This is a genomic window from Pseudoruegeria sp. HB172150, from assembly GCF_013184805.1.
Lineage (GTDB): Bacteria > Pseudomonadota > Alphaproteobacteria > Rhodobacterales > Rhodobacteraceae > Psychromarinibacter.
In genome coordinates, this window is record NZ_JAATNG010000001.1 from 907,136 (window position 1) to 920,102 (window position 12,967).

Consider the following 12,967-nt stretch of genomic DNA (forward strand, 5'->3'; position numbering starts at 1 on the left):
GAGAGTGAACGGCCGCAAATTATTGAGGCAACGACACATGCTCCCTATATTGTTTGAACCGTACATGTCGAAATCATGGGTAGGATTTTGGAAGAACCTGAATTCAAAACCAATCACCGAAACCCGTTGACAGAACTCTCAGAACTCCGGCTCGAAATTGGGCCGAAAGACGAGGTCTTCGATCTAACCTGCCGGTTGCGGTTCGGCGTTATGCAGTATGAGCACAAAGACCGAGAATATGGGTCGGTGTGTCAAAGGCTCACTTACGCTTGTCACTCGAAGGTTGCGAAAGCACGTTTGACGAAGTCTTCGGAGAAAGTGGGCTAGAGTCGGTTCTGGAGGAAGACGCCTTAGAAATAGAGACCGCAGCGAAGTTCGCCGGTGCTGTTGAGGCGGCTACGGATGCCGGGGCGAATGCCAAAGCGAATGCTGGAGTAGGTGTTGGAGCGATGCGAAAACGCAAGATTTCGCAAAGCAAGGTGCATTTGCCTGTTGAAGCACGCCCGAACGATAGTTGGGAAATCCAGCCGAAGTCCGTAACCGAAGGTGCCACAACCTTGCTCGAAGGTACCGCAATACCGGGAGTTCGCCTTTGCGGAGTTCGCCGTCTCCATGGAGGGAACCGCATGGTAATTGCTGGTGAGGTGCAAGTTGCAAAGAGCGTGATCCGTGTATCTGCCAAGGGAGGTAATCGTCTTAACAGAGCGATGAATGAGTACCAAAACAAGGATGCAATCGTTGCCCAGATATTGAAGAAGGCCATTCTCCGTGAGGCAGCTAGCAATGTGCCCGGCCGACCAAAATCTATTGTGGCAATATCTCGAAGCGAGGTTTCGGAAGAGTGACGCAACTTCTAGAAGATGTTCTTACCGAGGATGAGCTGAAGGCAATTGACGATGTACTTTCTGGCGATAGTCCGAGATTTGACCTTTTGGTAGATTTGTCCGGTTTAGACCCTCGAAACGACTTCAAATTCTCGGACCTGAGAAGATTAAATCTATGCGGTGCGGATCTAAGGGGATTTGATTTCACTGGCTCGGATCTGCGCCAATGTGTGCGAAACGGCAATACGCTGATTGACGATACAACCGTCTTTGATGACGCCTTAGTTGAGTGGATAGACGTCGAAACTTTGCCAATCGTGATGAAGATGCAGGAAGTGGAAGCGGCATCCGGGCCAGAGCCTCGTCAAAAGCTGTTGACTGAACTGGTTGCTGAGTTCGGGAAGACCAGTCACGTAGTCTCCTACATGGTCTCGGCTGCGTCCAAGGCACAAACGCTCGATGAATTCTTAGATTTCGCGCTGTTCCTGCCCGAAAAGGTTACGACCAATCAATCCGCTACTTTACGATCTGCCGGTTTGAAACTGCTGAAAAAGAAGCTGTCGCAGAGTCGTTCTCGAACTGGCCGAGGGGCTACGGCAATCTTTGCTATAGAAAATATAGTTGCGAAACTTCAACAGGCACCGGACTCGATGGCGGAACGCATTTATGGTCATTTGGCTGATGTGGTTAATTCAAAGCAACCAGCCACAATTGGCAATCGACTGGTTTCAGTTGAAGCAAGGGATGTAGAGCACGCTTTCTCTCGAATAGGACAGTAGATTTTGCGGATTGTTCAGGCGGCAATGTTCGAAGTAAAATAAAGCGAGCCGCTGAAATTAGGAAACTTCTAAAATTTAATCACTGGTTGACCTGTCAATAAAGCTAATATCCTTAAGTGGTTCTTGCTCCGCATTCATTCTAATATGTTCTAACAAGACCATTGTTGCCGCACAGGCCATTAAGAATTTCTCCTTTCTCGGAAGGTCCATCTCAATGTTGTGCGATGTGTTATCGCAGAGATCCTTAATGCGATCTTTTTCAAATGAAGCATCTCTCATGTGGGCAAATTCATTTCGTACTTTCCGTTGAATTTGAAGCTGGTCATGTATAGCGTCATCAATCAATCGAAGGGCGTAACAGGCTTCTATCCGCGCGTGCAGGCTGCCAAGCGGCGCGTTGTGGTTATCTAAAAGTTCTTTGCTGCTCTTGCCTGGCCGCAGATATGCAACCAGTACATCGCGCAGCTGTTGCTCAACAAAACCCGTTGCAACAAGAACAGCTCCTCGAGCACTTTCTTTGTTGAGCATATCTGATATTGTGCCGAGCTCCGCTTGAAACTCAGCACCAAGTGGGTTCAATTGTGCGCTTCTTTCACCGCTAGCCATAGTCACAGCATGGCATGGGGGTAGGTGCAGTCAAGCTTCGACGCAGAGTGCGATATCGTGCGGCATTACTGTTCGGTCAGTGCGTCTGACCACTTCGTCAGCCACTCCCTGCGCTCGGCAAGGAAGTCGTATTTCAGGTAGTGGCGCATCACACCTGAGACAGAGGCACTGGCGCTATGGTTCAGCATCCTGTCAGCGACTTCGAGTGGACATCCCTCGGCCGCAAGCCATGACATGAGTGTGCGGCGAAGATCGTGCAGCTGCCAGTCGGTAACGCCACATGCCTCGTCCAGCCGGGTCTTGAACTTGGTGAACTGCTTGATGGGCGATGTGCCAGTGCTGGTGAAGATCCAGCCAGTGTCGATGGTAAGCGGCTTCACAGCTTCCAACACCCCCATAGCTTGGGGGGCGAGAGGCACGATGAAGCTTCGCGACGACTTTGTGATTTTGGCCGGCAGTACGATTTGATCGCCTTGGATGTGCTCCCACCATAGACAGGAGCATTCCGTCCGACGCAGGCCGGATAGGTGCAGGAGGCGGAAGTAGCTCTGCCAGACTTGAGGCAGCTTTCCGGCACCTTCGTATACCTGTTTGGCTTCCTCCATGGAGAGGTAGCGCTCCCTTGGCTTGGTAGGAGTTGATCGGATGGAACGCACGACCTGCGCGTCAACGAGTTCTCGTTCTGATGCCCACCCCCAGAGTGCCTTCGTCTCCTGAAGCGTTCGACGCATGGAAGTTGGCGCTGTGGCAGCTTTGCGGTCGAAGATCTGAACCAGGTCTTTCCGGTTAATCGCATTCGCGGGGTGTTTCAGTAACGGCTTCAGGTCGCGCTTCAAATCCCGCACAGCTTCACGGATGGTTCTGCGCTGCGCCTTCGCCTCTGCCCAATTGTCGATGACCTGTTCCAGTGTGGGCGATGCGTTTGTCCTACCCGTTGGTATCTCTGCGCCCGCGCGTATGGCGGCAAGAGCGGCTTGAGCGGCGGCTCTTGCATCCTCCACACCCTGATGGGGCCAACTGCCGAGGTGTACCCGATGCCGTGTGCCTCTGAAGGTCTTCCTCATCTGCCACTTCGCATCGTCGCGATGTCCTGTGACACTCAAACCTGACACCGCAGCATCAGTCAGGGTAGAAGCGGGTCCACTCTGGGGGAGGTTCCTGCGGATGTAAGAGTCGGTCAGTCTGGTGTCAGAGATTCGTCCCATTCTCATTCCTCTGTCTGGGCAATTCCTAGCCAAAAGAATCGCTCGGATTGGAAGAGATCGCTGTCAAAAAGAGACGCTGCGGGACGAAAAGTCAAAGGCAATCCCTGATCTCAGGGAAGAAAAGTAATTGACAACAAATAGTTAAGATGTGAGTGCGAGAGGTGGCGAGACAGTGCGAGAATTAACGATAGGACGACTGAAAATAGTGCGCTGGGGGCGCTGTCCCCCCGGACCCCCCCTGGGATATTTTCAACCAGAAGAAGCAGGCGGAGGTGGCTCAGACCTTCTTTGCAACGAGGAACCGGACGTTCTTGGCGCCCTCGAATTCCGCCATTTCGACGATCTCGAAACCGCCGTTGCGGATCGCCGCTTCCAGCTCTTCCCGGCTAAAGATCAGCACGTTCGGTGCCTTTCCGACGGCGCGCATCAGCAGCAGGACCAGCCGGATCAGCGGGTTCATCTCGCGGAGGCAGGCGGTTTTGGTGATGTAGTAACCGCCGGTTTTCAGCTGCGCGCGGGCCTGGGCGATGGCGGCGTCGAGATCGCTGACGAGGTGCAGCAGGTTGAAGCCGAGCACCGCGTCGAAGCTTTCCGTTTCGGCCGCATCCGCCTCAGCCGGAGCCACCGCGAACGCCACGTTCGCCGCGCCGGCCGCCGCCGCCTTTTCGCGCGCAATGGCGATCATCTCGGCCGACACATCCGTGGCGACGTACTCCCTGACCGAACCCGCCAGCTTCAGCGCGGTCGATCCGGTGCCGCAGCCCGTTTCCAGCACCCTGTCCTCCGGCTTCAGGTAGGCGCGGACCCGTGTCAGCGTCGCCTCCCAGGCCGGTACGTTCTTGACCGGGCTTTTGGCATAGCGCGCCGCGGCGCGGTCCCAGAATGCTGCATCGCTATTCATGATTGAAACTCCTTTTGGCGCCCCTCTATCCATACAGGATTGACAAGGGAATTGCCGAATTCCGTATCTGCAGTATACGAAAACGCATGACATGGCCCGCCGCCGCCTTTGACTGGAACCACCTCCGCGCCTTCCTCGCCACAGTCGAGGAGGGATCGCTATCCGCCGCCGCCCGCGCGCTGGGCCAGACCCAGCCGACGCTGAGCCGCCAGATCGCGGCGCTGGAGGAGGATCTCGGCCTGCCGCTCTTCGAACGGCTCGGCCGGTCGCTGTCGCTGACCCCGGCGGGCCGCGATCTCGTCGCCCATGTGCGCGAGATGGGGGAGGCCGCGGGACGGATATCGCTGGCCGCTTCCGGCCATTCGGAAACCATCGAGGGCCCGGTGTCCATCACCGCCTCGGACTCGATGTCGGCCTATCTCCTGCCCGACATCCTCGCCCGGCTCCGCGCCGAGGCGCCGGGGATCACCGTGGACATCGTCGCCGCCAACGACATCCGCGACCTGCAGCGGCGCGAGGCGGATATCGCCATCCGCCATGTCCGGCCCGAACAGCCCGACCTCATCGCGCGGCTGATCATGACATCTTCCGCGCATCTCTACGCCTCCCGCACCTATATCGACGCGCGTGGACGCCCCACCACGACCGACGACCTGCGCCAGCACGACATCATCGGGTTTCAGCCCGTCGACCGGTTCCTGGCAGAGATCAACCGCCTCGGCATTCCCGTGGAACCGCACCAGATCCGGCTTGCGACAGAGAGCGGCATCGTCGCCTGGGAACTGGCGCGCGCCGGGCTCGGCATCGGGATCATGGACCACCAGATCGCAAGGCAGTTCCCCGAGATGGAGCGGCTGGTGCCGGAACTGCCGGCGATCCCGGTGCCGGTCTGGCTGATCTGCCACCGCGAGCTGCAAAGCAGCCGCAGGATCCGCCTCGTCTACGATTTCCTCGCCAGCGCGCTGTCCGCCATCTCCTCCAGATAGCCGGGAAACGCGCGATCCGGCACGCTTGCCTCGCGCACCAGCTGGTCGAAATGCGCAAGGATGGTCTGAACCCGGTTCGAATCCCGGAACGCCAAGTAATTGCGCCCGACATAGATCACCGCCAGCAGCGGGCCGAAGATCGTGACCGGAGAGGAAAACAGCCGCCGTGCATCGAAAAGATAGATGCGCAGGCGCGGATAGAGCTGCCGGTAGAGCGAGAGGATGCGCTCGGTCTGCGCCAGCCGCAGGTCTTCGGGCAGATCGCGGTAATAGCCCTCGGCGCGCAGGAAGCTTTCCATTTCGTGGATCGGAAAGGCGATCTCGTAGTCCGATTGCGCCGACAGCATGAAGTTCAGCCGGTCCTCCGACGCGCCGATGGCCTGTTCGGTGGTGCGGCCCAGATGCGGGCTGTATTCCCATTCCAGCATCGCGCGCGTCTTCAGCAGGTCGGGCAGCGACGCCGGAACGTGCCGGATCTTGTAGCCCGCCGCCTCGCGGTGCCAGTCGAATATCTGCTCGTCCACCAGCGCACGAGGCGCCTCGGTCACCTCTAGGCTGTTCGCCAGCAGGTCCGCGGCACTTTCTGGCCGTTCCGACAGGCCCAGAAGCCAGTCCGCGGAGACGCCGAGATAAGAGGCGCATTCGCCGACGACCTGCGCATTTGGCAGCCGCGCACCCCCGTCGGACAGCAGCTGCGACACGGTCGAACGGTCCACGCCGATGCCGCGCGCCAATCCGCTCTGGCTGACATCGCCGGTTTCCATCGCCTGACTCAGGCGGCGGCGGAACAGGTAAGCGCGGTCTCTCTTGTCGAATCTGGCCATTTGTTGATTTTTATCACGGATTGAGGGGAAAAGTTAATCATATCCCGAATTCGCAGCGCCGGCCGCTCTCGTTACCCTGTTAACGGGGACATCGAGAAAATCCGGAGGGATGATGGAGACGCGGCAACGTACCGTGGTGAAAGCAGTTCTGTGGTCCGTACTCGGATGGATCATCATGGCTCTGGTCGGGCTGACCTGTACCGGCTCTCTCACCACAAGCGGCACGATGGCCGCGATCAACACCGCGCTCGGCCTTCTGAGCTACGTCATCTACGAACGGATCTGGACCAACATCGCGTGGGGCCGCGCATGAGCGGCCGTATCGAATGGCCGACGCTGGGACTGCTGACTTTCTGCTACGCTGTCTGGGCCCTCGGCACCACCGCTGCCGCGGAATGGAACCTTGCCTTCGGCATCGCGTTGACGGCGCTGGCGATTGCACAGTTTTCCTCTCTCCAGCACGAGGCGATACATGGCCACCCGACGCGCAATGCCACGGTCAACGCCGCGCTGGTCTTTCCGGCGCTGACGCTGATCGTGCCCTATATCCGGTTCCGGGATTCGCATCTGGATCACCACAACGACGCGGAACTGACCGATCCCTATGACGACCCGGAATCGAACTATCTCGACCCGGCGGTGTGGCAGACGCTGCCGCGCTGGCTTCAGACCCTGCTGATCTTCAACAACACGCTGCTCGGCCGCCTGACCGTGGGAACAGCCATCGGCATGTTTGCCTTCATCCAGGGAGATGTCCGCCGGATGCGCGAAGGCGACCGCCGTATCATCCGCGGCTGGCTGTGGAACCTGCCGGCGCTGGTGCCGGTCGCGCTGTGGTTCGCCTTCGTGGCGCAGATGCCGGTCTGGGGCTACCTGATCGCCGTCTATGCGGGCCTGTCGCTGGTACGCATCCGCACCTTCCTCGAACACCAGGCGGCGGAACGCGCCTCAGCCCGCACCGCGATCATCGAGGATCGCGGGCCGCTGTCGCTCCTGTTCCTGAACAACAACCTGCACGTGGTCCACCACATGCACCCGCGCGTGCCGTGGTACCGGCTGCCGCAGCTCTATTCGCAGAACCGCGAGCGGTACACGCGGCGGAACGGCAATTACGTCTACCGGTCCTATGCCGAGATCTTCCGGCGCTATTTCCTCACGCCGAAGGATCCGGTGCCGCATCCGCTGTGGAAGCGGTAAGCCGCGACATCTTCTAACCCTCTGGCAAAAGGCGACTTCCGGCTGCCGTCCAGCTGTGCCATAGCGCCCGTATGGACCTCTGGATCATCGTTACCATCGCGGCGGCTGCAATACAGACCGTGCGCTTCATGCTGCAGAAGCAGATCAAGGCGGCGGGCCTGTCGACCGGCGGCGCAACCTTCTCGCGCTTCGTCTTCGCCGCGCCGCTGGCGGCGCTGACCGCCTTTGCGCTGATGCGGGCGCTGGAGGAACCCTTTCCGCCCCTGACCGGCACCTTCTGGGCCTATTCCTTCTTCGGCGGGCTCGGCCAGATCGCGGGAACGCTCTGCACCGTCGCGCTGTTCGGGTTCCGCAACTTCGCGGTCGGTATTGCCTTCACCAAGACAGAGACCATCCAGGTCGCATTGTTCTCGGCCGTGGTTCTCGGCGAAGCGGTGTCCGGCACCGGGCTGGTCGCGATCCTGATAGGGCTTGCCGGGGTGGTGCTGATATCGCTGAAGGGCAAGGGGCTTGGCGGCGGCATCTTCAACCGGTCCATGGCGCTGGGCCTCCTGGGCGGCGCGGCCTTCGGCGGGTCCGCCATCGGCTATCGCGGCGCGGCGCTGGAACTGGGCGACGGCAACTATGTCTTCCGCGCGGCCTTCACGCTGGCCGCCGTCACTGCGATGCAGACCGTGGTCATGCTGATCCTGCTGCGGGTGCGCGAGCCGGGCCAGATCACTCAGGTCTTCCGCAAATGGCGCACCACCGCGCTTGTCGGCGTCACCGGCATGCTGGGTTCGCTTGGCTGGTTCACCGCCTTTACGCTGCAGAACGCGGCCTATGTCCGCGCGCTGGGGCAGGTGGAGCTGATATTCAGCTTCCTGATAACGACGCTCGTCTTCCACGAGGCCGTCAGCCGTCGCGAACTGACCGGCATCGCGCTGCTCGGGCTCAGTGTGGTGATGCTGGTCCTGTACCTCTGACCGGCGCGCAACCCGCCTGCTTCTTCTGGTCAGAAATATCCCCGCCGGAGGCTTCCGCACGTTCCGACGGCGGGCTGGCGTAACTCAGTAAACAGCCGAAACCGTGTCCAGCAGGGAATGGGACCGTTCCAAACCTCACGGCAGTTGACGTAAAGCCAACGGCATGCTCACCTCGCCGAAGGCCGCCACCGGACGTGCTCCGCAGCCACCCGAAATCCAGAAAATTTCAACAAGATCCGACCGGGGGAAAGCGTATGCGGAGCTTGAGGGCACCTATTTTGATTGCGGCCACTGTCGTGCCTATGGAGGCGGCGGCCCAGGACGGCGAGGCGTTCCTCGGAACCATCGTCCTTGCCGCGCCGGCAGGCCCGGACCCGGATGGCGAGATCCTTGGCATTCCCGACCTGGCCGATGATGTCATCAACATCTCCAGCGCGGGAATCGCGCTAAGCAACCCGGCGGACCTGTCCGAGCTGTTCGTGGCGGAACCAACGATTGCCGTCGGCAGTTCGATCCCGATGTCGCAGAAGGTTTATGTCAATGGCATCGAGGAAAACAACCTCGCCATCAGCATCGACGGTGCGCGGCAGAACAACAAGATCTTCCACCACAACACCACCACGCTGATCGATCCGGCGCTGCTCAAGGTGGTGCGGATCGACCCGGGCGTGGCTCCCGCCGATGCAGGTCCGGGTGCGCTCGGCGGGGCGCTGGCCTACGAGACCAAGGATGCCGCCGATCTTCGGGGTGCCGGAGATACGTTCGGCGGCCGCTACAAGTTCGAGTTCGACACCAACGGCAATATCGTGTCGAACAGCCTCACACTCTACGGGATGCAGGGCGGATGGGACTACCTGGCTTTCCTGAAATACGCCGACGGCAACCCGCGGAAAGACGGCGACGGTGTAGAAATAGTCGGCTCGGGTACAGGCGTGTTCAGCGGGCTCGCAAAGCTTGCCTATCAAAGCGATACCGGCAGCCGGATCGAGCTGTCCTTCGAGCAGGTCGAGGATGACGAGGCGCGTCCATACCGGGCGAATATCGGGCAGATCATCGGCGGACGCCCGGTGCCGCCGACCCGGCCCTACGAGATGACCCGGACGAACGTTGCATTGACCTACACCGAAACGGCGCCCGACGGGCTCTGGGATCCGAGGATCCAGATCGCCTACAGCGGAACGGATCTTTTCATAGACGAGAGCGACCTCAGCACGGCGCAGACCGTCGAGGGTGTTACGGAAAGCATCAGCGGCGTGTTTTCCAACCGCTTCGACCTCGGATGGGGCTCGATCAACGCGGGCGTCGATTTCTTCTCGGACACGGCCGAGACAGACTATGTCTACCTGCCGAATTCCGCGTGGAACGAGGCGGCAAAGGAAAAGCTGCGGAACTTCGGCGTCTTCGCGCAGGCCCGGCTGGAACCCACGGTCGACACGCGGTTGTCCTTCGGCGCGCGCGCCGACTTTCAGGAATTCACCGGCGTCGATGGCTCGACCCAGTCGGCATCAGGCGTTTCCGGCAACGTTTCCGGCGAATGGGACGTGACCGACCGGTTCACGGTCAGCGCGGGCTATGCGCATGTCTGGGGCGGTATCGAACTGGCCGAGAACTTCATCATGAATCCTGCCTGGAGCTATGCCGATAGCGGGATCGAGTCGGTCACTGCGCAAAACTATTATGTCGCCGCCGCCTATGATTTCGGTAACTGGATTGTGGATGGCAAGATCTTCGGCACCGACATCAACAACGCCCGCGCCGCCAGCTATTCCGGCGGTCCGGAACTGACGACCGACCTGCAGTCCCGCGGCTACGAGGTCGGGTTCGGTTACGGCTGGAACGGTGGTTTCCTGCGCGTGGGCTTTGCCAGCATCGACACCGAACTCGACGGGCGCACTGCGGATTCCTACACCGGCAACTACCTGACGATGCCGATGGGCGATTTCCTGACCGTTCAGGCCGCCCACGAATTCAACAATGGGGTGCTTGTGGGCGGCGACGCGCAGATCGCGTTCGATTATGACGACACCTACGATTATGACACCGGTGGACAGGGGCCCACGCTGCCGGGATACACGGTGGTCAACATCTTCACCGAATACACGCCGCCGCAGATGCAGAACCTGACGTTCAGGGCGGAAGTGAACAACCTCTTTGACGAGACCTATGCGAGCCGTGCGACCTACGGCCAGGAGTTCGTGGGAGAGGTCGTGCCCCTGAACGAGCCCGGTCGCTCGATCCGCCTGAGCGCGGAGATCGCGTTTTAGCGCGGTTGGGAATGCCTGCTCCGCGTTCCCGCTCCAATGCGGCGGGCACGCGGAGCGAGGCGGAACTTTTGACGAGCCTGATTTGCCCGAGCGGCGCCAGCGTCCGCCTTGGCAGCTTTCTGGGTGACCGGCCCGGAAACGGGTCGGCCATCCCCGTCGGTGTCACGGTCGTGCGACCTGCGCAAACGGCACCCTGCACATACCGTCCCCACTCTACGTTTGCGCTAACATTCCTGAAATCAATGACTTGACCCCCCGTCCCCATGGGGACGCTATCCGCCATACCCCTGCATCGGCCCCACGCCGCCCAGCCTTCTGAACAGGCTCTCCTCCGCCCCGTTGTCAAAGAAAGGCACCGTCTCCGGCGGCCCCAGATCCGGCAGCGCCGCCGCCACCTCGGCCAGCACCACCTCGGTCACGAAGGGCAGGTGGAACTCCCTGACCCGCTCCAGCGGGATCCATTGCAGGTGCCCGAGTTCGCCCGAGGCGCGCGAGAAATCATCCGGATCGCCCTGCACCGCCGCCACATCTGCCACGAAGAACCGGGCATCGAACCGCCGCGGCCGCCCCGGCGGCGTGATCGCCCGGAAGACAAAGGACAGCGCCCCGGCGGCGGGCACGAACCCGGCTCCGGCGAAGCCGAGCCAGTCCTCCGGTACGTCGCCGGACCAAATGCCCGGCAGCCCCAGCGCCAGCCCGGTCTCCTCCCACAACTCCCGGATCGCCGCCGCCGCAAGGGCGGGCCCGAGGCCCGGCACGCTTCGCTCGTCGATCCGCGCGAGGCAGCCGTCCGGCAGCGGCTCTGCCATCGGCACGAATGCATCGCCCGCGTCCACCGCGCCGCCCGGGAACACGAACCGGTCCGGCATGAACGCCGCCTTGGATCCGCGCTGACCCATGAGCACACGAGGCGCTGTCGCGGCATCCCGCACCAGCACCACCGTTGCCGCATTTCTTATGGCTGTCTTGTCCATTTCCGATCCTCCCCAAGGGCGAGGATCAGCTGCCGTCCCCGAAACCATGCATCCGCTTGGCCCATTGCAGCGCCACGATCAGCCCCTTCAGCCTCGGCAGAAGGTACAGCGACAGCGCCACGCAGCCAACCGAGAAGACCGAGGCCAGCATCAGAGGCTCCGGCCGCCAGGTCGAGTACGCGAAAAGGATCGCCGGTGCCATCAGGTGGCCGACGATGAGGATCGTCAGGTAGGCCGGCCCGTCATCGGCCCGGTGATGGTGCAATTCCTCGCCGCAGACCGGGCATTCGTCGCGCACCTTCAGATAGCCGCGCAGCATCGGGCCCGACCCGCAATTCGGGCAGCGCCGGCGCCAGCCGCGCCAAAGGGCGGGCTTTACCGGGCGGTCCTCTAGGGCGTGCTGGTCCGCGGTCATATCCGTCATGCTCTGATCCGGTGAATTCTGATGTCCCCCAACATAGGCGCATTGGCCAGGTTAGTAACCGCGCGCATCGTCATTGCGGCGCTCTGTCGCAAAAGAGCCCGGACGACGTTGTGAAAAAATCTGCGCCCCCGGCGACGGAAGTCCGGACTGCGCCCGTTTCACTATCAGAACGCGCAAGACAGATGCACCGCGCGTCGGAGGAGCAACCTTGAAACAGGAGCAGACAATGAAACGCATCCCCCTACTGGCCGCGACGGCCGCGATTGCTATCGCCTCGACCGGCGTGATCGCCACCGCCCAGAGCAACACGCCGCCGGCCCAGCCGGAGCGTCCCGCAGGGCCAGCGATGATGGTCTTCGAGCGGTATGACACCAATGGCGACGGCACCGTCACCCGCGAAGAGGTGGACGCGCTGAAGACCGAACGCTTCACCGGCATGGATGCCGACAGCGACGGTCAGGTCTCGGCCGAGGAACTGTTCGCCGCGCAGGAAGCGCGCCGGGTAGAACGGCAGCAGGAGCGCGCGGCACGTATGGTCGAACAGCTCGACGAAGACGGCAACGGCCTGCTGAGCGCCGAGGAACTGGCGGATGCCGGACCGCGCGGCGACCGCCCGGACCTTTTCGAGCGGTTCGACACGGATGGTGACGGCTCCATCACGCAGGCCGAGCTGGAAGACGCACGCGGCATGTTCCGCGGCCACGGCAAGGACGGGCGTGGCAATCACGGCGACCGCCAGGGCTTCATGAAGCGTGGCCATGAAGGCGAACGCGGTCAGGGCCAAGGCCAGATGCAGGGCTACATGCCAATGCCCATGCCGATGCCGGGTTACGGGATGATGCCGGGTTACGGCTATGCCCCTATGCCGGGCTACGGTCCGATGCAGGGCTACGGTATGATGCCGGGCTACGGACACGGCCCGCAGCAAGGTCCTTGGGGCCAGGGCGAGCGCTGACGCCCTGACTCCGATGCGGCGGCGCGCAGGTCTCTCCCCGAACAAAGCGCGCCGCCGCGCATA

At 61.3% G+C, this 12,967-nt stretch carries 14 protein-coding genes; 8 read left to right on the forward strand and 6 right to left on the reverse strand.

Annotation, left to right across the window (positions count from 1 at the left end):
* Positions 1 to 269 precede the first annotated feature (269 nt).
* The gene (locus tag HCO70_RS04300; RefSeq protein ID WP_172293407.1) at positions 270 to 845 is read left to right on the forward strand and encodes a hypothetical protein; all 576 of its coding nucleotides are present in this window, start codon (positions 270 to 272) and stop codon (positions 843 to 845) included.
* On the forward strand, positions 842 to 1,603 hold the full coding sequence (locus HCO70_RS04305; RefSeq protein WP_172293409.1) for a pentapeptide repeat-containing protein: 762 nt from the start codon (positions 842 to 844) through the stop codon (positions 1,601 to 1,603). Before HCO70_RS04300 ends, HCO70_RS04305 begins: the two co-directional genes overlap by 4 nt.
* 75 nt (positions 1,604 to 1,678) lie before the next feature.
* On the opposite strand, the gene HCO70_RS04310 is transcribed toward HCO70_RS04305, so the two are convergent.
* The 3 genes from HCO70_RS04310 to HCO70_RS04320 form a co-directional block, all read right to left on the reverse strand.
* The gene (locus HCO70_RS04310) at positions 1,679 to 2,209 is read right to left on the reverse strand and encodes a hypothetical protein (protein WP_172293411.1); all 531 of its coding nucleotides are present in this window, start codon (positions 2,207 to 2,209) and stop codon (positions 1,679 to 1,681) included.
* Between the two features lie 65 nt (positions 2,210 to 2,274).
* Entirely contained in the window at positions 2,275 to 3,420 is a 1,146-nt protein-coding gene (locus tag HCO70_RS25090; RefSeq protein ID WP_371742157.1) for a tyrosine-type recombinase/integrase, read from the reverse strand.
* 271 nt (positions 3,421 to 3,691) lie between these two features.
* Positions 3,692 to 4,315, reverse strand: a complete 624-nt coding sequence (locus tag HCO70_RS04320) for a bifunctional 2-polyprenyl-6-hydroxyphenol methylase/3-demethylubiquinol 3-O-methyltransferase UbiG (RefSeq protein ID WP_216665259.1) — start codon at positions 4,313 to 4,315, stop codon at positions 3,692 to 3,694.
* An 86-nt stretch (positions 4,316 to 4,401) separates the two neighbouring features.
* Here HCO70_RS04320 and HCO70_RS04325 point away from each other — a divergent pair, with 86 nt between their 5' ends.
* Positions 4,402 to 5,301, forward strand: a complete 900-nt coding sequence (locus HCO70_RS04325) for a LysR family transcriptional regulator (RefSeq protein ID WP_172293417.1) — start codon at positions 4,402 to 4,404, stop codon at positions 5,299 to 5,301.
* Here HCO70_RS04325 and HCO70_RS04330 read toward each other — a convergent pair.
* A complete protein-coding gene (locus HCO70_RS04330) occupies positions 5,256 to 6,125 on the reverse strand; it encodes a helix-turn-helix domain-containing protein (RefSeq protein WP_172293419.1) in 870 nt (289 codons plus the stop codon). The two genes, HCO70_RS04325 and HCO70_RS04330, sit on opposite strands and share 46 nt — an antisense overlap.
* Before the next feature lie 112 nt (positions 6,126 to 6,237).
* Here HCO70_RS04330 and HCO70_RS04335 point away from each other — a divergent pair, with 112 nt between their 5' ends.
* From HCO70_RS04335 to HCO70_RS04350, 4 genes are all read left to right on the forward strand, one after another.
* A complete protein-coding gene (locus HCO70_RS04335; RefSeq protein WP_172293421.1) occupies positions 6,238 to 6,438 on the forward strand; it encodes a DUF2061 domain-containing protein in 201 nt (66 codons plus the stop codon).
* Positions 6,435 to 7,322, forward strand: coding sequence for a fatty acid desaturase (locus HCO70_RS04340; RefSeq protein WP_172293423.1), 888 nt, complete (start codon positions 6,435 to 6,437; stop codon positions 7,320 to 7,322). The genes HCO70_RS04335 and HCO70_RS04340 overlap by 4 nt, the downstream gene beginning before the upstream one ends.
* 71 nt (positions 7,323 to 7,393) lie before the next feature.
* Positions 7,394 to 8,287, forward strand: coding sequence for an EamA family transporter (locus HCO70_RS04345; protein ID WP_172293425.1), 894 nt, complete (start codon positions 7,394 to 7,396; stop codon positions 8,285 to 8,287).
* Between the two features lie 278 nt (positions 8,288 to 8,565).
* Complete coding sequence (locus tag HCO70_RS04350) at positions 8,566 to 10,551, forward strand: TonB-dependent receptor domain-containing protein (RefSeq protein WP_172293427.1); 1,986 nt, start codon at positions 8,566 to 8,568, stop codon at positions 10,549 to 10,551.
* A 272-nt stretch (positions 10,552 to 10,823) separates the two neighbouring features.
* On the opposite strand, the gene HCO70_RS04355 is transcribed toward HCO70_RS04350, so the two are convergent.
* Positions 10,824 to 11,525 (reverse strand): NUDIX hydrolase, encoded by a 702-nt coding sequence (locus HCO70_RS04355; protein WP_172293429.1) that lies wholly within the window; start codon positions 11,523 to 11,525, stop codon positions 10,824 to 10,826.
* A gap of 25 nt (positions 11,526 to 11,550) precedes the next feature.
* Positions 11,551 to 11,949, reverse strand: a complete 399-nt coding sequence (locus HCO70_RS04360; protein WP_172293431.1) for a DUF983 domain-containing protein — start codon at positions 11,947 to 11,949, stop codon at positions 11,551 to 11,553.
* A 226-nt stretch (positions 11,950 to 12,175) separates the two neighbouring features.
* On the opposite strand from HCO70_RS04360, the gene HCO70_RS04365 reads away from it, so the two are divergent.
* The gene (locus HCO70_RS04365; RefSeq protein WP_172293433.1) at positions 12,176 to 12,904 is read left to right on the forward strand and encodes an EF-hand domain-containing protein; all 729 of its coding nucleotides are present in this window, start codon (positions 12,176 to 12,178) and stop codon (positions 12,902 to 12,904) included.
* The last annotated feature ends 63 nt before the right edge of the window (positions 12,905 to 12,967 follow it).

Excerpts from the sequence above, each read along its gene's own strand:
- HCO70_RS04310 (WP_172293411.1), bottom strand. The coding sequence starts at position 2,209 with ATGGCTAGCGGTGAAAGAAGCGCACAATTGAACCCACTTGGTGCTGAG.
- HCO70_RS25090 (WP_371742157.1), bottom strand. The coding sequence starts at position 3,420 with ATGAGAATGGGACGAATCTCTGACACCAGACTGACCGACTCTTACATC.
- HCO70_RS04320 (WP_216665259.1), bottom strand. The coding sequence starts at position 4,315 with ATGAATAGCGATGCAGCATTCTGGGACCGCGCCGCGGCGCGCTATGCC.
- HCO70_RS04325 (WP_172293417.1), top strand. The coding sequence starts at position 4,402 with ATGACATGGCCCGCCGCCGCCTTTGACTGGAACCACCTCCGCGCCTTC.
- HCO70_RS04330 (WP_172293419.1), bottom strand. The coding sequence starts at position 6,125 with ATGGCCAGATTCGACAAGAGAGACCGCGCTTACCTGTTCCGCCGCCGC.
- HCO70_RS04335 (WP_172293421.1), top strand. The coding sequence starts at position 6,238 with ATGGAGACGCGGCAACGTACCGTGGTGAAAGCAGTTCTGTGGTCCGTA.
- HCO70_RS04340 (WP_172293423.1), top strand. The coding sequence starts at position 6,435 with ATGAGCGGCCGTATCGAATGGCCGACGCTGGGACTGCTGACTTTCTGC.
- HCO70_RS04345 (WP_172293425.1), top strand. The coding sequence starts at position 7,394 with ATGGACCTCTGGATCATCGTTACCATCGCGGCGGCTGCAATACAGACC.
- HCO70_RS04355 (WP_172293429.1), bottom strand. The coding sequence starts at position 11,525 with ATGGACAAGACAGCCATAAGAAATGCGGCAACGGTGGTGCTGGTGCGG.
- HCO70_RS04360 (WP_172293431.1), bottom strand. The coding sequence starts at position 11,949 with ATGACGGATATGACCGCGGACCAGCACGCCCTAGAGGACCGCCCGGTA.
- HCO70_RS04365 (WP_172293433.1), top strand. The coding sequence starts at position 12,176 with ATGAAACGCATCCCCCTACTGGCCGCGACGGCCGCGATTGCTATCGCC.